Here is a 23485-nt window from a genome sequence, read left to right on the forward strand (position 1 = left end):
ATGAGAAGGGTTTGAAAAAACCAACTTTACTCGGAGGTGACCTAATGAGTGATCAAACCAAAGAGTCCATTAAACATGCGGCTACCCGTTTATTTTATACACATGGCTATCATGGGACGTCGGTTCGAGATATTGCGAAAGAAGCTTCCGTCAATTCTGCGCTCATTTCCTACTATTTTGGAGGGAAACAACCATTATTTGAAACGTTAATGATCGAATTCTTTGAAGGTTATATTCAATCTATAGAAGAAGCCATGTATCAAGCAAATGTTGACGTCGATGCTGTGCTACCCAAATTATTTAAACACGTATTTACGTATCAACAGTCACGCCATTTATTAGCTAGAATGGCTCATCGTGAAATGACGATGGACTCGACCCTTGTTCGTGAAGTGATGAGTACGTATTTAAGGAAAGAGCAGTTCCTGTTAGAACAAATTATTCATGTGTACCTTGATCGGAAGCAACTAAAGCGGATTCCGGTTGACTTAACCGTGCTTCATTTACGGAATATGTTAACACTCCCGTTCTCTTCTCCACAATATTTACGTGAGTTATTTTTACTAGCGCCAGATGATCATTTGTTTATGAAACGGTATGTGTCTCATGCAGAACAGTGGATGAAGTCATTGCTACAGACAAAAGATACGAAGCGCCTTCACTTAGTCCGAGGGTAAAAGCGCCGTTTGACCACTTTGTAGACCAGAGACTGTATGAGCGTCGGACCCGTAAAGAAGTGGAATGCCCATCTTTTTAGCTACACGGGCAATTGGAAGAGGCGGGTACGTTTCTAAGCAATCTGGCTTGTTCATGCCGGCGCCGTTATAATCAAGCTGGAGCCCTTGGGCTTGAACTTCATTCAGGATCTCCATCCATTCCTGTTCAAAAAAATGACTCGCAGGGTATCGTCGTTGATATTTACGACAAAGAGTCATATGGCCGATTCGCTTTGGTTTGTACTTGCCTAAGTTTGCTTTAAGGGAGCGAAAGACTGTCTGATAATACAGCTTATAAACGGCATCGATACTACCTAGTTTGTTAGCGAGTGAAGCAAATGCGTCGGAACTAAAATCCATACAAGTATAGGCTGAATCAGTTTGAAGAAAATGAACCGATAGAATGCTGTCTTCTAAATGTGGACCGAATTCATTTAGCAACTCTTTCGTTTCCTCTTCATAGCCAGCAATATAATCAACTTCCATTCCCGTGAGTATGCGCAGTGAGCCCGCATACTCTTTTTTTAATTGCTCAATCGCAGAAAAGTAGGCACTCACGTCATGTATAGGCATGGCACTATCTTGTTCAGGTGTTGGGTCTACGAAAGTTGAAGGAAGTGGCGCGTGTTCGGTAAATGTTAGCTGCTTGATTCCCTTTTTGATGGCTTCTTCACAATAAGCAGCCATCGTATCATTAGAGCCATGGGGACAATACGGGCTATGAACATGCCCATCGCGTACGTGCATAAGAACCCTCCTTATTCGTGTGTTGTGACGAAGAAATGACTCAAATGTTAAAAATGTGAAATTTGTCGGCGAGCGATGTGTTGAATCTGCACACAAACTGTCGCTTTCATGATATTATAATACGTATTAGATATCGGATAAACTAGAAAGTTAGCAAAGTAGGAAAGAGCTTGTCGGAAGGGAGTCTCCAGTGAATATAATCATAACCATTGTTGTCGTCTTACTAGTCATTATTGTGATTGGCACAGTTGCTGGCATTTTGATTAGGCGAACAATACATAAATCAGTTGATGAATTAGACAATCGTAAAAACCAAATTTTAAATCGAAACATTTCAGAAGAAATATCAAAAGTGAAAAAGCTGAAGATGTCTGGTGAAACGGAACAGAAATTTGAAAGTTGGCGTAAAGACTGGGATGAAATACTTGAATCCATTTTACCTAGCATTGAAGAGCAACTCGTTGAAATTGAAGAACTAGCAGGAAAGTACCGCATTACAAAAGCGAAAGATCAATTGAAATGGGCGGAAAATCGTTTGATTTCTGTTGAACAACAGCTGGACGTAATGGTTGAGGATATTGATAAACTCGTTTCTGCTGAAGAAAAGAATCGAAGCGAGATCGCTTCAATTAAAGAACTTTATCAAGACTTGTCCACTGAACTGTTGAAAAAAAGAGGCTCATTTGGAGAGACGATTCAAGCTCTTGATGAAGTCATGACGAATACGAAACAAGCGCTAGTAGCGTTTGAAGAGTCAACACAAAATGGAAGTTACTTGCAGGCGCGAAAACAACTGCTTGAAACGAAAGACTCTCTTTATAGTTTAAATGAAAAGATGGAGCGGATTCCGTATCTTCTCATGCAAGTAAGATCGACCCTTCCAGGAGAACTGTCTAATCTCCAATTAGGCATTAAAGAGATGGAAGAAGACGGGTATCATCTTGAGACATTCTCGTTTCATTCAAAAATTGCTACGTTCAAGGAAGAAATTGACAAGGCATACATAGCTCTTAAAACGCTAGAAGTGGATGAGGCGGCGGCAACACTTGAAGACGTACAAGCTGAAATTGATAGCATGTATGAAACGTTGGAAAAAGAAGCGACGTATAAGAGTAAGTTACTCGCACAAATTCCTGTATTGAAAGCGGAAATTGAAAAAGCGAATAAGAATATGAAGCAGTTGTTAGATGAGACGACTCAAGTTGAAAAAAGTTATATGATCGCAAGTGAAGAGGTCCAGCTTCAGCAAACCCTTCAAAAAGATTTGCGAAATGTACAAAGTCAGTTAACCGTCATTATGGACGTCTTTGAAAACCAAAAGCAAACATTCTCATCTATTTTTGAGATGACCGAAGACTGGCGTATTCAAATGGAAGAGCTGTCAACCGGCATTGAAGAAAGCATTGATCGGCTTAGAAGACTGCGAAAAGACGAACTCCAAGCTCAAGAGACCGTAAGTCAATTAAGAGAACTTGTGCTTGAGTCAAAGCGCTTGCTCTATAAAAGTAATCTGCCAGGTGTACCTGTTACCTACGTGGAAACACTGGATGAAGCAGAAGCAAAAATTAACAAAGCGCTAGAAGCACTCCAGTCATTTCCCCTTGAAATGAGTCAAGTAGAAGCCCTCGTCCAAGAAGCGTCTGTTGTTGTTGAAAAAAATAGCAACGATATTCGAGAAATGGTGGAAACAGCGCAAATGGCCGAGCTTGCCATTCAATATAGCAATCGTTATCGTGGGCAGGATGAATCCGTGCGAAAAGAGCTTGATGAAGCGGAGCAAGCCTTCTTACAGTATGATTATGAAAAAGCACTGTCGATTGTCCAACATGCAGTTCAACGCTATGAGCCAGACTTAATGAACAAAGTGTCAAAACATATGAGTGCATAAACGAAGCTGAAAAACAGCTTCGTTTTTTGTCTGCAGTAGCTTCATTTCTGTGCTAAGATAAGCTTTGATTGTTCAAGCACAATTGGTTACCAATAAAGGAGTTCGTCCATGATCTATTTAGATAACAGTGCAACAACACGACCATATAAAGAAGTGTTAGACTTATATACAAAAATTTCGTATGACTACTTTGGCAACCCTTCTTCTTTACATTCGCTAGGGATGGAAGCCGAGCAGGTGATGAATCATGCTAGGAAAAAAATAGCACGATTTTTACAGTGCCGAACGGACCAACTTGTTTTTACAAGCGGAGGAACAGAGGCAAATGTACTTGCAATCAGAGGGGTTGTTTCAACGAGTAAACGATCTCACATCATCACAACCACTGTTGAGCATGCATCGGTTTACGAGAATATTCGCCAATTAGAAAAAGAAGGGCATGACGTTACGTATATTCAAGCTGATTCGTTTGGAAGGGTGACGGTGAAGCAAGTAGAAGATGCGATTCAAAAAAACACAATCTTAGTGAGTATTGGGCATGTTCAAGGGGAGCTAGGAACGATTCAGCCGATTGAGGAAATTGCCAAGCTGATTCTTTTGTATCCGCGGATTCACCTACATGTGGATGCCGTTCAAAGTCTGTTGAAAATCCCAATGGATCCCGACATCATAAAATCAATTGATTTTATGACGTTATCTGCTCATAAAATTCATGGAACGAAAGGGACAGGCGTTCTGTACGCTCGCAACCCTTCTGTGCTGACAGCAGTGATGCGTGGGGGAAAGCAAGAACAAGCATTACGACCAGGAACAGAGCATCTTGCAGGTGCAGCTTGTTTTGCAAAAGCATTAGAAATGGGCGAAAACGGTGCAGCAAAAAACCACCAACGTTTACACAGTTTTCGTGACAAGCTTCATAAAGCACTCGCATCGATTGAAGGGGTGTCGATCAATAGCCCGGAGCAAGATGGTGCCCCACATATTCTTAATATGTCGATTCCAAAAATTAAAGCAGAAGTACTTGTACAATCTCTTTCGAAAGAAGGTATTTACGTATCGACTCAATCGGCATGTTCAACGAAGACAGGTGCACCAAGTCGGATTTTACTTGGTGCAGGTCATGATCACGTTCGAGCAGAGTCCGCTATTCGGGTAAGTATGTCTTTTCTTACAACAGAGGAAGAAATTACGACGTTTATTCAGACAATGAAACGACTTGTTCCGTCACTTCAGGAGGTATATTAATGAAAATCGATCATATCGTTGTTCGCTACGGCGAGTTAGCGTTAAAAGGGAAAAACCGAAGCCATTTCGAAAAGCTATTACTGGCAAACATTCGAAAAGTATTAAAGCCGTTTCAAGGCGTTACAGCGAGACGAATTCAAGGTCGAATTATTGTCCACCTGCATGGTGCTGATGAAAAGCCGATTCAAGAAGCGTTGAAACATGTATTCGGGATTTATTCCTTTAGTTTGGCGATGCACGTTGAAAATGACACAAAAGCGATCCAAGAGGGCGCGTTATATTTTATTGAAAAGCTTCACCCAACAGTGAAAACATTCAAAGTTTCTTCAAGACGGGCGAATAAAGGCTTTCCAGTCAATTCACAAGAATTGAATCATGTAATTGGTGGGCATATTTTGCGCGCCTTAGATGGCAACATTAAAGTAGACGTGCATAACCCTGATCTTAACTTATCGATTGATGTTCGCGATGCAGGCACGTATATAACAGGAGGAGCAATTGAATCCGCTAAAGGGCTCCCTGTAGGAGCGAGTGGCAAAATTTTGCACATGCTTTCAGGCGGAATTGACTCGCCAGTAGCTGCCCATATGTTAATGGGGCGAGGAGCAGAAATTGAGATGCTTCATTTTCATAGTCCGCCTTATACAAATGAACGTGCAAAGCAAAAGGTGCTTGATTTAACGAAGGAACTAACAAAATACGGCACAAGTATTAAAGTCCACCTGGTTCCATTTACGGATATTCAAACGCATATTCATAAGGAAGTTCCGTCAAATTTTGAAATGACGATTATGAGACGGATGATGCTACGGATTGCAGATGCATTTGCACAAAAAAATGGTATTTTAGCGATCTCAAATGGCGAGAGTCTAGGACAAGTTGCTTCTCAAACGCTACACAGTATGAACACGATCAATGAAGTAACGAATCTGCCTGTTATTCGCCCTTTGATTGCGATTGACAAAGAAACGACGATTGCATACGCAAAACGAATCGGCACGTACGAAACATCGATCTTACCTTATGAAGACTGTTGCACGATTTTCCTTCCAACCGATTCAAAAACAAAGCCAAAACGAGAAGGTGCAAATAAATTCGAGCAATATGTAGAGATTGAAAAAAAATGTGAAGAAGCATTAAACGCCATTGAGACTGTTCATATCAATGCTTTTGAAGAGAGTTCAGCAATCGAAAACTTATTTTAAAAATTTTCCAGTGAATTTTTGTGTATGTTCTTCCCTCTTTCGCACATTCTAGAAGTACCGAAGGAGGTGAAACAACATGGCAAACACAAATAACTTAGTCGTACCTGGTGTACAACAAGCTCTTGACCAAATGAAATACGAAATCGCTAGCGAATTCGGAGTAAACCTTGGTCCTGATTCAACTGCTCGTGCTAACGGATCTGTAGGTGGTGAAATCACTAAACGTCTAGTAGCTCAAGCTGAGCAACAAATGGGTGGATATCAAAAATAATTTCATAAGATGGCTAGGAGCAGGAATCCCTGCTCCTTTTTCATGTTTTCTTCCGAACACTAATGCTATACTAGTATTGGAATAAAAAGGAGGAGGAAGATGGGGACACTTCTTTATAATGGAACCGTTTATACGATGGAAGCAGAAGGGAAGATCGCTGAAGCTGTCTACATTGAAAATGGAAAAATCGTCGATGTCGGGTTATCTAAATCATTAGAAAAGAAATGGGCAAAAACGGCTCCAGAAATGAAAAACCTTCACGGTGCTTTTGTTTATCCAGGCTTTGTTGATAGCCATCTTCATCTTATTGCTCATGGGCAAAAACGACTTAAGTTAGACCTTTCTGAATCAACGAAACAAGAGGCTCTCGCGCAATTAAACGACCTAACAGCAGGAGAGGAAGAGTGGATTGAAGCGCTTGGCTGGAACGAGCACAATGATCCCAACCATGAGCGATTAACAAGCTTAGATTTAAATCAGATTAGTCAAGAGCGTCCTATTTTTGTTATGCGCATTTGCCGACATGCGGCAATTGTCAATCAAACCGTGCTTGATTTAGCCGGCATTGATAACCATACAAAAGATCCGGTTGGCGGGAGAATTGAACGAGATGATAATGGACATCCGAATGGCATTTTGCACGACGCTGCTGTTCATCATGTGCAGAGCTTTATGCCGCCTATGTCAAAAGCCCAAGTTAAAAAAGCGCTCCAAGTTGCAGTTGAAGATTGTTACACCCACGGATTAACCGGTGGACATAGTGAAGACCTCCACTATTATAATGGACTTATGGAAACATTGGACATTTATCATGAGGTTGTGCGAGAGGAGAGGCCTTTTCGCGCGCATTTGTTAATTCATCATGAAGAACTGGATGCGTACGATCGATCTCCATATGTGGGGAAACAAGAATTAACACCTTACATCGAATTAGGGACCCTGAAAATATTTGCGGACGGTGCCCTAGGAGGAAGAACAGCTGCATTAAGTAAGCCATACCATGATGAGCCGAGCACGTCTGGTTTGCTTATTCACACACAATTTGCCCTTAACGATCTTGTACATAAAGCAAGAGAGCGAAATTTAGGCGTTGCGATTCATGTAATTGGGGATCAAGCGTTGGATATGTCGTTGCAAGCGATCGAACAAAACGGACAAACGAATAAGCGTGATCGACTCATTCATGTACAGGTTGCTCGAAACGATTTACTTGCACGAATGAAGCAACTGCCTTTAATCGTGGATGTGCAGCCGCATTTTGTCGTATCTGATTTTCCGTGGGTAGAGGATCGACTTGGCGAAGAAAGAATGCCTTATGCATTTGCATGGAAAACATTGTTAGAAGCTTCTATTCCGTGTGCTGGTGGATCGGACGCACCAATTGAACCTGTTGAACCCTTGAAAGGTATGCATGCGGCTGTTTTCAGAAAAAATGACCAAGGTGTTTATAATGAAAGTGAAGCACTGACGCCTTATGAAGCAGTCTCTTTATTTACAACAGGGAGTGCTTACGCTATTGGAAAAGAAAAGACCAGAGGACAAATCAAGCCTGGATATGATGCAGATTTGACAATTCTTAATCAAAATCTCTTCACAGGGGATGAAAACGTTTTTGAACAAGCTCAAGTTTTAGCAACGATCATCAATGGGTATACGGTATTTGAAAAAGGAGGAAGAGAGCGATGAAAGCAAGAAGGTGGATTGCGTTAGGGATAGGAGCCTTTGTCCTATTGTTTACGCTTATTACGACGATTACTGTTGCATTTAATACATATTCAGCTCCGGTAATGGGTGGAACAGAACAGACCATTATAAGTGACGGGGACCCAACTGGGCAAATTGCGTTGCTTGAATTAAACGGGGCTATTATTGATTCAGGCGAACCAGGCATTTTTGATACGGCTGGTGGCTATAATCATGCGGCGTTTTTAACGGAACTAGAAACAGCCATGACGGATCGTAGTGTACAAGGCATCATTATTTCTGTAGATTCGCCAGGTGGTGGAATTCTTGAATCAGCAGAAATTCATTCAGCGATCGAAGAAATTCAAGATCAGACTGAAAAACCAATTTACGTTTCAATGGGTGGAATGGCTGCATCTGGAGGCTATTACATTGCAGCACCAACCGACCGTATTTTTGCTACACCGCAAACGTTAACAGGATCAATTGGGGTAATTATGAGTTCATTAAACGTAGCGGAGTTGCTTGATAATATTGGAATCGAAGAACAAGTTTACAAAAGTGGGCCGTATAAAGACATTCTTTCACCAACACGAGAGCCATTAGAAGAAGAAGATGAAATCATTCAAGGTATTGTAGATGAATATTATGAAGAATTTGTCGCAATCATTTCTGAAGGGCGTGACATGCCAGAAGATCGTGTCCGTGAATTAGGTGATGGACGAATCTATACGGGACGTCAAGCGTTAGAGGAAGGTCTTGTAGATGAGCTTGGATCGCTTGAAGATACGATTACGGCAATGCGTGAGGAACTTGGTGCGAATTACCAAGTGGTTTCAAATGAAGCGTTGCCTGGGTTTGGCAATTTATTTGGTTTATCAGTCAAGCAACTATTTGGCAATGACACGGAAATCAAACTAGACTTTAATCAACCGAAGCCATACTACATGTACAATCACGAGTGAGGTGGTGAAAAATGGATCAGACAACAGGATCAATTCGAGTAAAACGACATTTACGAAGAGAAGAGGACTCCATGAACCCAACGAAGAATCATGCTGTTGAAGAAACAGCGTTTGTCCAAAGACGGTATGCAGGTTTTTGGATGCGGTTTTGGGCATTTCTCTTTGATTTACTAATTTTAAGCGGAATAAACGGGGTACTTGTCAATACATGGGCACCATTTATTGCGAGTAGTGACTCTCAATGGTCGTTTTTCTTTACGGCTTTCTTTCTCCCGAGCGTACTTTATGCGATTTTATTTTTTCTCTATTTCGGATTAATGACGCGTTTCTTTAGACAGACGCTTGGAAAGATGATTTTTGGTATCGAAGTCATCTCTGCAAAAGGTGACCGATTAACGTGGGGGCAATTGTTTTTTAGAGAAGGAGTCGGCCGTTTTATACATCAAGCGCCGATTTTGGGGAATCTCACATTACTCGCTTATATTGTTGTTGCCTGTACACCAAAAAAACAAGGCGTGCATGACTTATTTGCAGAAACGTACGTAGTACATGTAGAAGAAACCAGCTAAATTTAGCTGGTTTTTTTTATATTAATTTGCACATAGTAAAGGAAAGGAGGGAAAATCATGCTTTACTGGATTTTAACACCACTTATTAGTTTACTACTGCTTATTTTAATTATCCTATTTATTCCATTAAAAATTCATATGCGTTATGCCCATCATCAAAAAGATGATTTATTAACGGTTTATGTATATTTTTTAAAAATAAAACTTTACACATTAAATGTTCCAGTTGTTCAATTTAACGCATCCACACAAACCGTAACGGTTGAAGAGGATGAAAAAACAGTTAACAACGCTTCTAAAAAGAAAAAGAAGTGGGGAATAGCCGATTTACGAATGCTTTTAAAAAAAGCAAAGCGGTTTGCCGCTCATTTTCCAAAGATGAAACAGTCCTTATACCGGTTTTTATCAAAATTAACGTTTAAACATGTAACGTGGAAAACGGAATTTGGCACAGGAGATGCGGCAACGACGGCTCAAGTAGCAGGTCTTATTTGGACAATAAAAACCTGTTGTCTCGGTTGGGTCCAAGCAAAAGTAAGATGGGATGGGGAACATAAACTAGAGGTAACGCCTCATTTTCAAGCAAAAGGCTATCGCTTGTTCCTTTCATGCATAGTGACGTTCACTTTGTGGCACGCTATCGTTACAATGCTGTTGTTCTTATTCAGCTATAAAAAAGTTGAGAAGCGTTTTAATCAAGCAACGAGTGCGTAAATGCTTACCAATGATAAAGGAGTATGAGAAGATGGAACATCCAATTCAAGGTTTAATGAAAACCGCGATGGAAAACATTAAAGCAATGGCAGACGTCAATACGATTGTCGGAGATCCAGTTGAAACCCCAGATGGAAGTATTATTATGCCTGTCTCAAAAGTAGGCTTCGGTTTTGCGGCTGGAGGAAGCGAGTTTTATACAGAGCATTCCGGTACTTATGCGGAACAAGGCCATCCATTTGGTGGAGGGAGCGGTGGTGGTGTATCGATCACGCCAATTGCGTTCCTCGTTGTGAATCATAAAGGCGTAAACATGGTCCATTTAGATAGCTCAACTCATTTATACGAACGGTTATTGGATTTGGCTCCGCAAGCTTTCGAAAAAATTCAGCATATGATGAAGCATGACGAGCATGATCACCCAGCAGATAATGACCATGAAGAACGACCTTATGAGGATCCAATTGTATAACTCGTTCACCGAATAATGTTTCCTTAATAAAAAATAGATCTTCGTAAGTGCGTGATGTCGCTTACGGAGGTCTTTTTATATTTGAAAAACGACCATGCATTATTTTTGCAATAAAAGCAGGAAAAAAGTTATGATAAAAAGGATAAAAGGAGTGGATGATAAATGACACAAGTTACGTTTAAGCAAAAGCCTGTCACATTAGTAGGGAATCAAATTCAAGCAGGCGATAAAGCACCAGATTTCCAAGTCGTTGCAAATGATTTGTCTAATGTTTCCCTTTCAGACTATAAAGGCAAAGTAAAGTTAATTAGCGTTGTTCCGTCCATTGATACTGGTGTATGTGATGCGCAAACACGTCGTTTTAACGAAGAAGCGGCGAGCTTAGACAACACAGTTGTTTTAACAATTAGTGTTGATTTACCTTTTGCTCAAAAAAGATGGTGTGCAGCAGAAGGAATTGAAAACGTCCAAACTCTATCTGATCATAAAGACGTATCGTTCGGACAAGCATACGGCGTGTTAATTGAAGAATTACGTCTTCTTGCTCGCTCTGTATTCGTTGTAAATGAGCAAGATGAAATTGTTTATGCACAGTATGTGAGTGAAGTGAGCGAACATCCTGACTATGAAGCTGCATTAAACGCAGTGCGCAACAACTAAATCTGATCAACAGGTGAAAACAAAAGTCCACTCTAGAGTGGACTTTTCGTGTGTAAATCTGTACAATACGGATCAGTAAAGTGAGAACAAAAGGGTGAAAAACAATGGAAGAACAATCAAATGTGGCAACATTATATGAATATTTAAATCATAGTGCTCAATTGTTAGAACAAACACTAGAGATCACTTATTTAGACGCTTTAGCAGAAGCAGGGGATAATTTATTTGAGAAAGGTGTTATTCAACCAGTTCCTCAAGATAAACATGCCCAGCTACTTGCATTAATGGAGCCTGTTAAAGAAATTTCTTTTTCAAAAGAAGAAATTCGCAAGGCGTTTCAACTTGCGGTTATTAAAGGGATGAAAGGCGTTGTTCAGCCTCATCACTCTATGACGCCTGATGCTGTGAGTTTGTTTATGAGTTACCTCGTTAATAAACTTCAAGGTACAGAAAAAAAGGGAGATGTTTTGGACCTTGCCGTTGGTTCAGGGAACTTACTTTTTTCAATCTGCAATCACGGAGAAGATCGAATCGGACAAGCGTACGGATTTGAAGTGGACGAAACGCTACTGAAAAATGCATTTGCTAGTGCAAATTTACAACAGCATGAAATACAGCTTTTCCACCAAGACAGCCTTCAATTAAAAGTTCCTAACGTGGATCTTGTTGTTGCTGATCTTCCTGTTGGCTATTATCCAAAAGATGATGTGGCCAGTGGATTTGAATTAAAAGCGGAAACAGGTCATGCGTACATTCATCATTTAATGATTGAGCAAGGAATTCGTGCGTTGCATGATGAAGGGTTTGGTGTACTGCTCGTACCGAATTTCTTGTTTGAAAGTGATCAAGCAGAAAAACTGCATGCGTATTTAAAAGAACATGCGGTTATTTTAGGCTTGCTACAGCTCCCTTCTTCAATGTTCTCCAATGCTCAGCAGCAAAAAAGCATCTTAATGATTCAAAAGAAAGGGAAGAACATGCATAAGCCTCAGCAAGCGCTTCTTGCAGAGCTACCATCCTTCTCGAATGCGAAAGCAATGCAGGACATGATGAGCAGTATTAATAACTGGTTTACAGAACAGCTAGGTCGGTAAAGCTGGAAGGGTATCATGAGGTTCATGGTATCCTTTTTTTATTGAAATGAAATATATGAATTGATGGTATATTTCAACTACTTCAATGTATGCGCTTTACCAATTTTGACCGCTTGAAATGCGTGTTTGAGAATGCTTAAATGATAGAGATGGCTTTAGATAAAAGGAGTGCAAGAAAACATGGCTACAATTATGGCAATTAACGCAGGGAGTTCATCCCTTAAATTTCAACTACTTTCCATGCCTGAAGAGACAATTATTACAAAAGGGCTTGTAGAGCGTATCGGATTAAAAGATTCTGTTTTTGCAATCGAAAAAAATGGCGAAAAGCACGAAACAACATCTGACATTGAAGATCACTCAGAAGCAGTGAAAATGTTGCTTGATAAGTTAACAAGCTTAAACATTATTTCTTCTTTAGATGAAATTGAAGGCATTGGGCACCGTGTTGTTCATGGTGGAGAAAAGTTCAATGACTCGGTATTAATCACAGATGATTTATTAGCTGGAATTGAAGAAGTATCGGAACTAGCACCATTGCACAACCCAGCAAATATTACAGGAATTAAAGCATTTAAAGAAGTATTACCAAACGTTCCATCTGTTGCGGTATTTGATACTGCATTCCACCAAACAATGCCAGAGCATGCGTATTTATACAGCTTGCCTTATGAGTATTATACCGAGTACGGCATCCGTAAGTATGGTTTCCACGGGACATCACACAAGTATGTGTCTGAGCGCGCGGCGGAAATGCTTGATCAGCCAATTGAAGACTTAAAGATGGTCTCTTGCCACTTAGGAAACGGTGCAAGTATTGCAGCGATTGAAGGCGGAAAATCAATTGATACATCAATGGGCTTCACTCCTCTAGCTGGTGTGACGATGGGTACACGTTCTGGCGATATTGATCCTGCTCTTATTCCGTTTATTATGGATAAAACAGGTCAATCTGTAGAAGAAGTGATCTCAACATTAAACAAGCAAAGTGGACTACTTGGAATTACAGGATTCTCAAGTGATTTACGTGATATTGAAAGTGAAGAAGAAAAAGGAAACGAACGTGCAAAAGTCGCCCTTGATGTCTTTACATCAAGAATTCAAGATTACATTGGTTCTTATGCAACACGTATGGGTGGCATTGATGTGCTTATTTTCACAGCTGGTATTGGTGAGAATAGTACAGTTGTCCGCGAGCGTGTTTTAAAAGGACTCGAGTTTATGGGCATTGAAGTTGACCTTTCAAAGAATAATGTACGAGGCAAGGAAACTTTCCTACAAACAGCAGACTCAAAAGTAAAAGTATTAATCGTTCCAACAAACGAAGAAGTGATGATTGCACGCGATACCGTTCGTTTAACGTAAACGATAGTACGCACCTTGCTCGGCTTGCAAAAGCCGTTGCAAGGTGCTTTTTGTGCTTTGCCTTTTACCCATATCTCAGATAAGATAATGATGGAGGTGTTCACGATGGAAGCGCGGTTTTTTATGATTCGAGAACGTGAGATTAAGCAAGCGTCAAACGGCTCGCTCTATGCAAACTTTGTTTTACAGCAGCAACATACCCTCCTTTCTGCTCGATTATGGGATATTACCGATGACCAGCAGCAGAAGTTTTCACCAAAATCTGTTGTAAAAGTTGAAGGGACGCTCGAGACGTTTCGTTCAAAACAAATGTTAACGATTAAAAAGATTCGATTAGCGACAGAAGACGACCATATTAACCGAACCGAGTTAATATCAAAACCTGGGTTATCGAGAGAAGACTTATGGCATGAACTTCGAATGATGATGGATGAGATCCAATCACCGACTTTACAGCAAGTCGTAAAAGAGGTGTACAGCAATCGCGCAATTCGCGAGAAGGTAACGACGTATCCTGCGGCAAAAACATATCACCATGCATATTATGCGGGTTTACTCGAACAGATCGTCGAGTTAATGTCATTAGCGTTGCACGTGCTTCCTTTATATAAAACCATTAACCGTGATACGGTACTAGCAGCGTGCTTATTAGGCGACATTGGCAAAATTCAAGCCCTTCATGATCCGCTTACACCTGAATATACGCAAGCTGGTGAACTCATTGGTCAAGTCATTTTGAGCATTGAAATGATTAATCAAGCGGTACATCAACAAGGGATTGATCAAACCGACCCTCAATTAATGCAAGTTAAACATACAATCCTTGGCCAATATGATCAAACAGAAGAGACGTCTGTTAAACCGAAAACCGCAGAAGCCATTTTGTATTTTTATTTGAAACGTATGAATACGGAATTACGAGCTTTGGAACAAGTGGAAGAGGGATCGTTTCCTTATGTTCCTTTATTTAAACGAAACATGTATGTAAACGCAAATGAGGAAGGAGAGAGTGAAGAGTGACTGAGCTTGAACGTTGGCAAGAGGAGCTACATACATATGAACGTCGACTGAAAAAACGAGCGAAGAAGGAAAGAAATATACATAATGTGGATAACCTGGAAAGATGGACGCAAACGGTCGATCCATTTATGATCCAATTTTATGAGTGGTTTCAAGCAGATCGGTTGCAACCTTCTGTTCAGACCGGTGTAAAACTAGAGTCAACGGATACTGTAGCTGATTGCCTAGAGAAAGAACAGCTCTTACATAAAGACTTAGCGCGTTTACGTTTATATGGGCTCGCGCAAGGTGGAACCAGTATGTATTCAACGACAACAATCCTCACACAAATTCCAGCGGTCCTGTACTTAACAAGAAAAGCAATTGATAAAATTCGTTATTTTTATCAGTTTCAAGAAAAAGGCGAAACGGCTGAAGCGATTTTGTCGCTGCGGTTATTTTTATATACTTACCTCCCCGATTATGCAAAGTACGAAGAATGGGAGTCTTTAAAAGTAGATAGTGCTTACATCGATGAGTCTGAACCGATGTATGTAGGGAAAGAAGATATCTTATCTGAAACAATCGTTATCCAAATGCTTAAACAAGTGACGCGAATGTATATGTATAAACATCTGACTGAAAAGAAGTTCCCGTTAAAACGTCTGGTGCTCGGTACCTATCAAGCAACTCTATCTTATCGCCATATGCAAACCGTCACAGAGGATGCACAAATGTTTTATCGAAAGCGCTGGCTCGCGAACAATCAAGCAAATTTTTAAACAAAAAAATGCCAAAACCTCTTGTCAAATGAAACATTGGCTGTTAAAGTTATGTATATTCATAAGTTAAGAGTTTGGTTTTATACAACTGGAGTGATTGCTCCGGTTCATTTTTCACCCTTTACTGTATAAAAATAATATAAAAAGAATTTTTATTCATAAATTGGAGGAGATTTTTGTGGCGAACGAAAAAGTAGTATTGGCATATTCTGGTGGATTAGATACATCTGTAGCAGTGAAATGGTTAGCGGATAAAGGCTATGACGTAATTGCAGTCGGTCTTGATGTTGGAGAAGGAAAAGATCTTGAGTTCGTAAAACAAAAAGCATTAACAGTAGGTGCAGTTCAGTCATATACAATTGATGCGAAAAAAGAATTCGCAGAAATGTTTGTGTTACCTGCGCTTCAGGCTCATGCGCTTTATGAACAAAAATACCCATTGGTATCTGCGCTCTCTCGTCCACTCATCTCAAAAAAACTAGTGGAGATTGCCGAACAGACTGGAGCAACAGCTGTTGCGCATGGCTGTACAGGGAAAGGGAACGATCAAGTTCGTTTTGAAGTCTCGATTCAAGCACTAAATCCTGATTTAAAAGTACTTGCTCCAGTGCGAGAGTGGGCATGGTCAAGAGACGAAGAAATCGAATATGCAAAAGCGAATCATATCCCGATTCCCATTGATTTAGACAATCCTTATTCAGTTGACCAAAATTTATGGGGAAGAAGCAATGAATGTGGGATTTTAGAAGATCCGTGGGCGACACCGCCAGAAGGTGCATACGAACTAACGGCTCCTTTAGAAAAAACACCTGATACAGCAGATACGTTAGAAATTCAATTTGAAAAAGGTGTTCCAGTTGCGATTAATAATCAAGCGATGGCGCTAGACGAATTGATTCTCTATTTAAATGATGTAGCTGGAAAACATGGTGTCGGACGTATCGATCACGTAGAAAATCGTTTAGTCGGTATTAAATCCCGTGAAGTTTATGAATGTCCAGGCGCAATGACGTTAATTCAAGCTCATAAAGAACTTGAAGATTTAACATTGCCGAAAGAATTAGCTCATTTTAAACCGGTTATTGAAAAGAAATTAACGGAAATTATTTATGAAGGCTTATGGTTTTCAAGCCTTCAGCCGGCACTTCAAGCGTTTCTTAAAGAATCACAACAGCATGTTACAGGTGTTGTTCGCGTGAAGCTCTTCAAGGGACATGCGATTGTTGAAGGCAGAAAGTCTCCGTATTCTTTATATAATGAAAAGCTTGCTACGTATACGCCTGATGATGAGTTTGATCACAATGCAGCAGTCGGCTTTATCTCTTTATGGGGTCTTCCAACGAAAGTGCATAGCATGGTGACGAAAGCGAAAGAGGAGGTCACAACGTGAGTAAGCTATGGGGCGGGAGATTCACAAAATCTGCTGAGGAGTGGGTCGATGAATTTGGTGCTTCGATCGGGTTTGATAAGCAGTTAGTTTTTGAGGATATTCAAGGCAGCATCGCCCATGTGACGATGCTTGCCGCCTGCGAGATTGTCACACAAGAGGAAGCAGATACGATTCTTGAAGGCTTGCAGCGTTTACAGAAAAAAGCCGAAAATGGAACGCTTGCTTACGAAGTGGCACAAGAAGACATTCATTTGAATATTGAAAAACAATTGATCGATGAAATTGGACCAGTGGGCGGAAAACTTCATACTGGAAGAAGTCGAAATGATCAAGTCGCAACCGATATGCATCTTTATCTTCATAAAGAAACAAAAACGATTATGGAAGCGATTCGAGCGATGCAAGAGGCTCTTGTTAAACAAGCGCAGGAACATGTGGAAACGCTCATTCCAGGGTACACGCATCTCCAGCGTGCGCAACCGGTGTCATTTGCTCATCATCTACTAGCTTATTTTTGGATGCTTGAGCGAGACTATAGCCGCTTAGAGGATAGTTTGAAACGTGTAAACCTTTCCCCGCTTGGAGCAGGTGCATTGGCAGGGACGACGTTTCCCATTGACCGTCATATGACTGCGGATTTGCTTGGGTTTGATGGCATTTACGAAAACAGTCTCGATGCAGTGAGTGATCGTGATTTTATTCTTGAGTTTTTATCTGCTTCTTCGACATTGATGATGCATTTATCACGTTTATGCGAAGAGATGATTTTTTGGTCGTCCCAAGAGTGTCAGTTTATTGAATTAGATGATGCATTTGCAACAGGCTCAAGTATTATGCCACAAAAGAAAAACCCAGATATGGCAGAATTAATTCGTGGGAAAACAGGACGTGTATATGGAAATCTCTTCTCGCTGTTAACAACATTAAAAGGGTTACCGCTTGCGTACAATAAGGACATGCAGGAAGATAAGGAAGGTATGTTTGATACAGTTGTCACTGTAAAAGGTTCATTGCGCATTTTTTCTGGAATGATTGCGACAATGACGGTGAAAAAGAAGAACATGGAAGCAGCGGTAAACCAAGATTTTTCCAATGCAACAGAATTAGCGGACTATTTAGCAACAAAAGGGATGCCGTTTCGAGATGCCCACGAGGTTGTCGGCAAGCTTGTGCTCACTGCGATTCAGCGCAACGTTTATTTGCTCGATTTAAACATGGATGAGTATAAACAAGCTAGCTCGTTGTTTGATGAAGAGATTTATGATGTCTTACAACCAAAAACGGTTGTCGCCCGTCGCAACAGTGCAGGTGGCACAGGATTTACTCAAGTTGAAGCGGCAATTGAAAAAGCAACTAGCATATTAAACGATTAACGAAGATGCGACTGGATAGGAATAATCCAGTCGCATTTTTTTGAAGTAGCGAAAGCTTCGCGGTGCTGTACACCCGTCAAATCTTTAATAGTTTACCTATTTTAAGGAATGCTAAGAAAAAGGAGGCGTTTTAAATGGATAAACACGAACAAGTAGCAAACGATCAATCTGGGGAAGAGGTGTCTCACGATCAAATTCTTGCTTCTTATGAACAAGGTACAATTGACGATCAAGTGACAGAACAAAAAAAGAAGAACATCAACGTCACGGAGTAATTCCGTGGCTTTTTTAATTGCGTCGGCTAAAAGCTAGAATAGGATCATTAAAGAAATAGGGAAGGCTTTATTTTGCGTATTACGCTCAAGGTGGTGTATCTTAAAAAGAGATAACTTAGCAGAGTGATGGTGATGAGTATGCGACATGCAATGATAACAGCTGGGACAAAAGGTCTCGGGTTAAAAGTGACGGAAGCTTTTCTTGCCGCAGGCTATCGTGTGACGGTTACTTATTTAAGCGACGAGGAAAGGGCGAAAGCATTAATGGAAACATGGGGAGAGCACCGTGTGCACATTGTGCAAGCCGATGTGACGAAGCGGGATGATTGCAAGCAACTAGTTGATGCTGCGCGTTCTTTTGCTGGTCGAATGGATGTCTTTATACATAATGCAGGGCCGTATGTATTTGAAAAGAAAAAACTTATTGATTATAGTGAGTCCGAATGGAATGACATGATTGATGGCAATTTAACGTCTTCATTTCATTTATTAAAAGAGGTCGTTCCAATTATGCGAGAGCAACAGTTTGGACGAATCGTGTTTTATGGATTTCAAGGAGCGAATAATGCCCCTGGCTGGATTTATCGATCTGCTTATGCAGCAGCAAAAGTTGGGTTAGTCTCATTGATGAAAACCATTTCAATTGAGGAAGCAGCGTATGGAATTACTGCGAATATGGTATGTCCTGGTAATATTATGGGGGAAATGAAAGAAGCGACGATTGCTGAAGCGCGCCAACATAGCGATCACAATACACCAATTGGACGCTCTGGAACAGGTGAAGACATTGCTCGAACGGTGATGTTTTTATGTGAAGATAACGCTGACATGGTGACCGGTACAGTTGTAGAAGTGACTGGAGGAGTCGATGTGATTCATCACTATCGATGAATAAATTGCTTAAAATGACACACGTTAATAAAAAAGAGGTGTCAGCATGAAAAAAGCGATTCTTGTTTTTCTTCTTTTGTTACTTTGCTTGCCATTTAACCTTAAAACAGCTGAGGCCGTTTCTGGAAATGAATTGATGGAGGCTTTCTCTATTCGTGTGACGGTTGTAGAAAACGAGGTCGAGTATCAATGGGAATTTGATAATCCGAGCCATTACGAATATGAACAAGGAACGAAAGTGCTTAAAGGTGACCACGCAAAGGTGCAAGTTGTAAAAATGTTGTCTTTGCTACAGCTAGAGCAAGAGAAAACAACGGAACAATACAAAGAGGTATTGGAAAAATTGTATCCTGCCATGACGAGCTTTGAAATTCGTTGGATGGATGATCAAAGTGAACGATACGTGTGGCGTTGGAAAGAAACTGAAACCAAGGGGAGTGCTCCCCTTGGTTTTATTGCATTTGACGAACGGGAATGGTTACAAGCGTCTTAGGGAAAATGGTCAATGATTCAACCCCATCAGCCGTCACAACAACATCATCTTCAATCCGCACACCCGCTACACCAGGAACGTATATACCAGGTTCAATGGTAAACGTCATGCCTTCTAAAAGAATGTCCGTATTATTCTCGCTCATAGAAGGAAATTCGTGAACATCAATGCCGAGCCCATGTCCTAATCGGTGAGGAAAGTAGTCGCCGTATCCTGCGTCTATAATGATACTACGAGCTGTTTTGTCGAGGTCGCCAATGACAAAACCAGGACGTACAGCCTCAATTGCAGCTTCTTCTGCTTGAAGAACGGTGTGATAAATGTGAACCTGTTCTTCTGATACGTCACCGTAAGCAACAGTACGCGTAATGTCTGAACAATAGCCACCAACAACAACACCTAAATCGAATAGGACAAACTCCCCTTCTTTTAAGGCACGATTTCCTGGTTTGCCATGAGGGGAAGAAGCGTGGTCGCCGAATAAAACGGTTGTTTGAAACGACATCTCTCGTATGCCTTGTTTCTTTAATTCATATTCAATTTCTGCAACAACCTCTAGTTCTGTTATCCCTGTAAAGAGTGCTTTTGCGCCGAACTCAATCCCAGCATCGGCAAAAGCTGCTGCTTCTTGCAAAATGGCTAACTCCTCATCGGATTTAATTAAACGTCTTTGCATGAGCACATGTTCGCAATCCGCAAATGACGTCGATGCACATAATGCTTGCAGGGCTTGAACGCGAGCATACGTCACAATTCGTTCCTCAATTAAGATTGATAAATGCTCACCTAAATCGAGTTTTTCAATACTAGCTGAAATCTTGTCCCACACGTTTTCGTGATCTTGATACGTCAAAAGGTCCCCTTCGTAACCAGCTGCTCGAACGAGTGCTTCTTCCATTTTCGGAACAACGAAAAAGAAGTGGTCTTGAAAAAGAAAGAGTGCCATTAAGCGTTCATGGGGATCGGCACGTAACCCTGTTAAGTAAAATAAATTTTCCTTGCTCGTAATAAAGGCCATTTGGGCGCCTTCTTCTTGTAAATGTTTCTGCATATGTGTCAGATGTGATTGATTCATCGTGTACCGTCCTCCTCTTCTTCTTTATTATAAAACATAAAAGTAGGAATGTTTAGGTTAATTGTAAACAGGTTATGTAAAGGAAATAGAACACGAATTTGGAGGGATCAAGAATGGATGTAAGTTTTCATGGACATTCAGTTGTAAAAATTAAAACAAATGGAAAGACCATACTTATTGATCCATTTATTACGGGAAATGGACAAACCGATTTAAATGCGCAAGAAGAAAACCCAGATGTTATTCTTCTTACTCATGGTCATAATGATCATGTAGGAGACACGGTGGAGATTGCAAAGCGTTCGGGAGCGCTAGTTGTTGCTGTTGCGGAACTTGCGACATATATGGGTTTCCAAGGTGTTGAATCCGTTCACCCAATGTCAATTGGCGGTTCGTATGAATTTGATTTTGGAACAGTGAAATTTACGCAAGCGTTCCATGGTTCTTCGTATACAGAAGAAGACAATCAAAAAATTGTTTATACCGGAATGCCAGGTGGCATTTTATTTACTGCAGAAGGTAAAACGATTTATCACATGGGCGACACTGCCTTATTTAGTGATTTGAAAATGATAGGTGAACGAAACGACATTGACGTGGCCTTCGTTCCAATGGGCGATAATTTTACAATGGGACCAGACGATGCGGAAACAGCAGTTGAATGGGTCAACCCTAAACTCGCTGTGCCGATTCACTTCAACACTTTCCCACCCATTAAGCAAGATGCAAAAGCATTTGTCGAGCGTCTTCCAGAAGGAAAAGGGAAATTGTTAGAAGCAGGAGAAGGAATTCAACTATAAGTTGTTTGAAGCTGATTACAGGATTTTTGCCTGTTTTCAGCTTTTTCTAGTCATGTTTCGGTTCAATGATCATAAAGTAGTAGACAAGGAGGGATACGATGAAACAACGTGGAATCATTTGTCTATTGCTTGCTTGTATTATGGGTGCTTACGCCTTTGAACATTTGCCGTTTAAAGAAGCTGGATTAAGCCAAGTTTTTGCCTTTTCGTGGGTGGGGTTTTGCCTGCTTGTTGTGATTGGAAATGGACTGGCTGTTCTAAAAGCCCAGCGCCTCGAGAAGAAACAAAAGATGACGGTCAAGGCATCTACTGTAAAAAAGTTAAGACAGTATGGATAAGAAGTTGCTAGGGCACCACGTCAAGTCGTATACTTATAAGAAGTGATAGGGTGAAAGCGTGGTGCCAAAGTGACAAAACATGAGCAAATTATTGAATACATTACTCAACTTTCAATCGGAGGGAAAATTTCCGTTCGTCAAATTGCAAAAGCAATGTCGGTAAGTGAAGGTACAGCTTATCGGGCAATTAAAGAAGCAGAATCACAAGGGCTCGTTTCAACAATCGAACGAGTCGGTACCATACGAATTGAAAAAAAGAAGAAAGAAAACATTGAGAAGTTAACCTTCGCTGAAGTCGTCAACATTGTCGATGGACAAGTTCTTGGTGGTCGTTCAGGGTTACATAAGACATTAAGTCGATTCGTTATTGGCGCCATGAAAACCGAAGCCATGATGCGGTATGTATCACCAGGAAATCTTCTCATTGTCGGAAATCGATATCAAGTGCATAAAATTGCGCTTGAAACAGGAGCGGCCGTGCTCATTACTGGTGGATTTGATACGAGTTCTGATGTCATTAAACTTGCGGATGAATTAGAATTACCTGTTATATCCACATCGTATGATACATTTACAGTCGCTGCGATGATTAATCGAGCCATCTATGATCAGCTAATTAAAAAAGAAATTGTCGTTGTAGACGATATTTTAATTCCATTGGAAAAAACCTATTATTTAACAATAGGTGAGTCTGTTCAGGATTGGCAAGAACTGAATACACAAACAGGTCATAGCCGTTATCCTGTTGTAGACACGACGTTAAAAGTCCAAGGAATGGTCGCTGCTAAAGATGTGTTTGATCAATTAAAACAGCAGCCGATTGAAAAAGTCATGACTCAAAACCCTATTACTGTAAATGAAAAAACTTCTATCGCAGCGGTTGCTCATATTATGGTATGGCAAGGAATTGAGCTATTGCCTGTAACCGATGGACAACGAAGGCTGATCGGTGTTGTCAGTAGGCAAGATGTGTTAAAAGCGATGCAAACGACGCAAAGACAGCCGCATGTTGGTGAAACATTGGAAGAAATTGTCACAAGCAGAATGGAACAAGTAACTGAAAACAAACAAGAACCAATTTATCATATTGTGATTAGCCCTCAAATGACGGACCAATTAGGGACTGTTTCATATGGCGTTATGACAACGATTATGATTGAAGGAGCCCGGCGTACGCTACGCATGCATAAGCGTGGTGATATTGTTGTGGAAAATTTAACGCTGTATTTCTTGAAGCCCGTGCAAATTGATACCGAAGTGAAAGTTATTCCACGCTTATTAGAAATTGGACGGAAGCACGGTAAATTCGATGTGGAAGTGTATCGAGAGGGAGAAATTGTTGGAAAAGCGTTATTAACGGCGCAGTTAATTGAAGGGTAGAACAAAAAATAGTAGCATATAAGCGTGTGACACGTAAAAAGACGAATGATCCTATCGGAAATTCGTCTTTCATTATGTATCCTTTTTTCTGAGCG

25 protein-coding genes are annotated in these 23485 nt (G+C 40.7%); 23 read left to right on the top strand and 2 right to left on the bottom strand.

Translation table 11 applies throughout. From position 1 onward, the window contains the following. Positions 1-44 precede the first annotated feature (44 nt). Positions 45-677: a forespore capture DNA-binding protein RefZ gene (refZ, locus tag ACE1TH_RS01820; RefSeq protein WP_375078275.1), complete on the top strand. Its 633-nt coding sequence runs from the start codon at positions 45-47 to the stop codon at positions 675-677. Here the strand turns inward: refZ and hisJ are convergent. Further along, entirely contained in the window at positions 663-1463 is an 801-nt protein-coding gene (hisJ, locus tag ACE1TH_RS01825; protein WP_099301514.1) for a histidinol-phosphatase HisJ, read from the bottom strand. The genes refZ and hisJ overlap by 15 nt on opposite strands. A gap of 190 nt (positions 1464-1653) precedes the next feature. Here hisJ and ezrA point away from each other — a divergent pair, with 190 nt between their 5' ends. The 19 genes from ezrA to ACE1TH_RS01920 all read left to right on the top strand — a co-directional run bounded on the left by ezrA (position 1654) and on the right by ACE1TH_RS01920 (position 19797). Beyond that, positions 1654-3351: a septation ring formation regulator EzrA gene (gene ezrA, locus ACE1TH_RS01830; protein ID WP_099301513.1), complete on the top strand. Its 1698-nt coding sequence runs from the start codon at positions 1654-1656 to the stop codon at positions 3349-3351. 108 nt (positions 3352-3459) lie between these two features. Then, on the top strand, positions 3460-4596 hold the full coding sequence (locus tag ACE1TH_RS01835) for a cysteine desulfurase family protein (protein WP_099301512.1): 1137 nt from the start codon (positions 3460-3462) through the stop codon (positions 4594-4596). Beyond that, complete coding sequence (gene thiI, locus ACE1TH_RS01840; RefSeq protein WP_099301511.1) at positions 4596-5801, top strand: tRNA uracil 4-sulfurtransferase ThiI; 1206 nt, start codon at positions 4596-4598, stop codon at positions 5799-5801. Before ACE1TH_RS01835 ends, thiI begins: the two co-directional genes overlap by 1 nt. A 76-nt stretch (positions 5802-5877) precedes the next feature. Next, positions 5878-6072, top strand: coding sequence for an alpha/beta-type small acid-soluble spore protein (locus tag ACE1TH_RS01845; protein WP_035393924.1), 195 nt, complete (start codon positions 5878-5880; stop codon positions 6070-6072). A gap of 99 nt (positions 6073-6171) precedes the next feature. Further along, the gene (locus ACE1TH_RS01850) at positions 6172-7758 is read left to right on the top strand and encodes an amidohydrolase (protein ID WP_255223628.1); all 1587 of its coding nucleotides are present in this window, start codon (positions 6172-6174) and stop codon (positions 7756-7758) included. After that, entirely contained in the window at positions 7755-8720 is a 966-nt protein-coding gene (gene sppA / locus ACE1TH_RS01855) for a signal peptide peptidase SppA (RefSeq protein ID WP_375078276.1), read from the top strand. The genes ACE1TH_RS01850 and sppA overlap by 4 nt, the downstream gene beginning before the upstream one ends. An 11-nt stretch (positions 8721-8731) precedes the next feature. Then, positions 8732-9289 (top strand): RDD family protein, encoded by a 558-nt coding sequence (locus tag ACE1TH_RS01860; RefSeq protein WP_375078277.1) that lies wholly within the window; start codon positions 8732-8734, stop codon positions 9287-9289. A gap of 57 nt (positions 9290-9346) precedes the next feature. Beyond that, positions 9347-10003: a DUF2953 domain-containing protein gene (locus ACE1TH_RS01865; RefSeq protein ID WP_375078278.1), complete on the top strand. Its 657-nt coding sequence runs from the start codon at positions 9347-9349 to the stop codon at positions 10001-10003. Positions 10004-10034: 31 nt separating this feature from the next. Further along, positions 10035-10475 (top strand): GerW family sporulation protein, encoded by a 441-nt coding sequence (gene ytfJ, locus ACE1TH_RS01870; RefSeq protein ID WP_375078279.1) that lies wholly within the window; start codon positions 10035-10037, stop codon positions 10473-10475. 162 nt (positions 10476-10637) lie between these two features. Beyond that, positions 10638-11135 (top strand): thiol peroxidase, encoded by a 498-nt coding sequence (tpx, locus tag ACE1TH_RS01875; protein ID WP_375078280.1) that lies wholly within the window; start codon positions 10638-10640, stop codon positions 11133-11135. Positions 11136-11239: 104 nt separating this feature from the next. Then, entirely contained in the window at positions 11240-12229 is a 990-nt protein-coding gene (locus ACE1TH_RS01880; protein WP_375078281.1) for a class I SAM-dependent methyltransferase, read from the top strand. Positions 12230-12409: 180 nt separating this feature from the next. Beyond that, positions 12410-13594, top strand: coding sequence for an acetate kinase (locus tag ACE1TH_RS01885; RefSeq protein ID WP_255223626.1), 1185 nt, complete (start codon positions 12410-12412; stop codon positions 13592-13594). Positions 13595-13699: 105 nt separating this feature from the next. Then, on the top strand, positions 13700-14614 hold the full coding sequence (locus ACE1TH_RS01890; RefSeq protein ID WP_375078282.1) for a CMP-binding protein: 915 nt from the start codon (positions 13700-13702) through the stop codon (positions 14612-14614). Beyond that, positions 14611-15375, top strand: a complete 765-nt coding sequence (locus tag ACE1TH_RS01895; RefSeq protein ID WP_099301501.1) for an EcsC family protein — start codon at positions 14611-14613, stop codon at positions 15373-15375. Before ACE1TH_RS01890 ends, ACE1TH_RS01895 begins: the two co-directional genes overlap by 4 nt. 178 nt (positions 15376-15553) lie before the next feature. Continuing rightward, entirely contained in the window at positions 15554-16765 is a 1212-nt protein-coding gene (locus ACE1TH_RS01900) for an argininosuccinate synthase (protein WP_099301500.1), read from the top strand. Next, entirely contained in the window at positions 16762-18138 is a 1377-nt protein-coding gene (argH, locus tag ACE1TH_RS01905; protein WP_375078283.1) for an argininosuccinate lyase, read from the top strand. The genes ACE1TH_RS01900 and argH overlap by 4 nt, the downstream gene beginning before the upstream one ends. 134 nt (positions 18139-18272) lie before the next feature. After that, positions 18273-18413 carry a hypothetical protein gene (locus ACE1TH_RS01910; RefSeq protein ID WP_176554281.1) on the top strand — a complete coding sequence of 47 codons (141 nt, stop codon included), beginning with the start codon at positions 18273-18275 and terminating at the stop codon, positions 18411-18413. Positions 18414-18551: 138 nt separating this feature from the next. Next, positions 18552-19304 (top strand): SDR family oxidoreductase, encoded by a 753-nt coding sequence (locus ACE1TH_RS01915; protein WP_375078786.1) that lies wholly within the window; start codon positions 18552-18554, stop codon positions 19302-19304. A gap of 46 nt (positions 19305-19350) precedes the next feature. Next, a complete protein-coding gene (locus ACE1TH_RS01920) occupies positions 19351-19797 on the top strand; it encodes a hypothetical protein (RefSeq protein WP_375078284.1) in 447 nt (148 codons plus the stop codon). On the opposite strand, the gene ACE1TH_RS01925 is transcribed toward ACE1TH_RS01920, so the two are convergent. Continuing rightward, entirely contained in the window at positions 19757-20872 is a 1116-nt protein-coding gene (locus ACE1TH_RS01925) for a M24 family metallopeptidase (RefSeq protein WP_375078285.1), read from the bottom strand. The genes ACE1TH_RS01920 and ACE1TH_RS01925 overlap by 41 nt on opposite strands. A 113-nt stretch (positions 20873-20985) precedes the next feature. Between ACE1TH_RS01925 and ACE1TH_RS01930 the strand changes: the two genes are divergently transcribed. The 3 genes from ACE1TH_RS01930 (at position 20986) to ACE1TH_RS01940 (ending at position 23390) form a co-directional block, all read left to right on the top strand. Beyond that, positions 20986-21672 carry a metal-dependent hydrolase gene (locus ACE1TH_RS01930; RefSeq protein ID WP_099301496.1) on the top strand — a complete coding sequence of 229 codons (687 nt, stop codon included), beginning with the start codon at positions 20986-20988 and terminating at the stop codon, positions 21670-21672. A gap of 98 nt (positions 21673-21770) precedes the next feature. Then, the gene (locus ACE1TH_RS01935; protein WP_099301495.1) at positions 21771-22010 is read left to right on the top strand and encodes a hypothetical protein; all 240 of its coding nucleotides are present in this window, start codon (positions 21771-21773) and stop codon (positions 22008-22010) included. 69 nt (positions 22011-22079) lie between these two features. Then, entirely contained in the window at positions 22080-23390 is a 1311-nt protein-coding gene (locus ACE1TH_RS01940) for a DRTGG domain-containing protein (RefSeq protein ID WP_099301494.1), read from the top strand. Positions 23391-23485 lie beyond the last annotated feature (95 nt).

It is taken from the genome of Shouchella sp. JSM 1781072 (assembly GCF_041949915.1).
Classification (GTDB): Bacteria; Bacillota; Bacilli; order Bacillales; family Bacillaceae_D; genus Shouchella.

What these genes read in the sequence shown, in the direction of transcription:
- ACE1TH_RS01860 (WP_375078277.1), top strand. Translation starts at nt 8,732, where the DNA reads ATGGATCAGACAACAGGATCAATTCGAGTAAAACGACATTTACGAAGA.
- ACE1TH_RS01935 (WP_099301495.1), top strand. Translation starts at nt 21,771, where the DNA reads ATGAAACAACGTGGAATCATTTGTCTATTGCTTGCTTGTATTATGGGT.
- tpx (WP_375078280.1), top strand. Translation starts at nt 10,638, where the DNA reads ATGACACAAGTTACGTTTAAGCAAAAGCCTGTCACATTAGTAGGGAAT.
- ACE1TH_RS01915 (WP_375078786.1), top strand. Translation starts at nt 18,552, where the DNA reads ATGCGACATGCAATGATAACAGCTGGGACAAAAGGTCTCGGGTTAAAA.
- sppA (WP_375078276.1), top strand. Translation starts at nt 7,755, where the DNA reads ATGAAAGCAAGAAGGTGGATTGCGTTAGGGATAGGAGCCTTTGTCCTA.
- ACE1TH_RS01865 (WP_375078278.1), top strand. Translation starts at nt 9,347, where the DNA reads ATGCTTTACTGGATTTTAACACCACTTATTAGTTTACTACTGCTTATT.
- hisJ (WP_099301514.1), bottom strand. Translation starts at nt 1,463, where the DNA reads ATGCACGTACGCGATGGGCATGTTCATAGCCCGTATTGTCCCCATGGC.
- ACE1TH_RS01850 (WP_255223628.1), top strand. Translation starts at nt 6,172, where the DNA reads ATGGGGACACTTCTTTATAATGGAACCGTTTATACGATGGAAGCAGAA.
- ACE1TH_RS01925 (WP_375078285.1), bottom strand. Translation starts at nt 20,872, where the DNA reads ATGAATCAATCACATCTGACACATATGCAGAAACATTTACAAGAAGAA.
- ACE1TH_RS01880 (WP_375078281.1), top strand. Translation starts at nt 11,240, where the DNA reads ATGGAAGAACAATCAAATGTGGCAACATTATATGAATATTTAAATCAT.
- ACE1TH_RS01920 (WP_375078284.1), top strand. Translation starts at nt 19,351, where the DNA reads ATGAAAAAAGCGATTCTTGTTTTTCTTCTTTTGTTACTTTGCTTGCCA.
- ACE1TH_RS01835 (WP_099301512.1), top strand. Translation starts at nt 3,460, where the DNA reads ATGATCTATTTAGATAACAGTGCAACAACACGACCATATAAAGAAGTG.
- ACE1TH_RS01930 (WP_099301496.1), top strand. Translation starts at nt 20,986, where the DNA reads ATGGATGTAAGTTTTCATGGACATTCAGTTGTAAAAATTAAAACAAAT.
- refZ (WP_375078275.1), top strand. Translation starts at nt 45, where the DNA reads ATGAGTGATCAAACCAAAGAGTCCATTAAACATGCGGCTACCCGTTTA.
- ACE1TH_RS01845 (WP_035393924.1), top strand. Translation starts at nt 5,878, where the DNA reads ATGGCAAACACAAATAACTTAGTCGTACCTGGTGTACAACAAGCTCTT.
- thiI (WP_099301511.1), top strand. Translation starts at nt 4,596, where the DNA reads ATGAAAATCGATCATATCGTTGTTCGCTACGGCGAGTTAGCGTTAAAA.
- ACE1TH_RS01890 (WP_375078282.1), top strand. Translation starts at nt 13,700, where the DNA reads ATGGAAGCGCGGTTTTTTATGATTCGAGAACGTGAGATTAAGCAAGCG.
- ACE1TH_RS01910 (WP_176554281.1), top strand. Translation starts at nt 18,273, where the DNA reads ATGGATAAACACGAACAAGTAGCAAACGATCAATCTGGGGAAGAGGTG.
- ACE1TH_RS01885 (WP_255223626.1), top strand. Translation starts at nt 12,410, where the DNA reads ATGGCTACAATTATGGCAATTAACGCAGGGAGTTCATCCCTTAAATTT.
- ytfJ (WP_375078279.1), top strand. Translation starts at nt 10,035, where the DNA reads ATGGAACATCCAATTCAAGGTTTAATGAAAACCGCGATGGAAAACATT.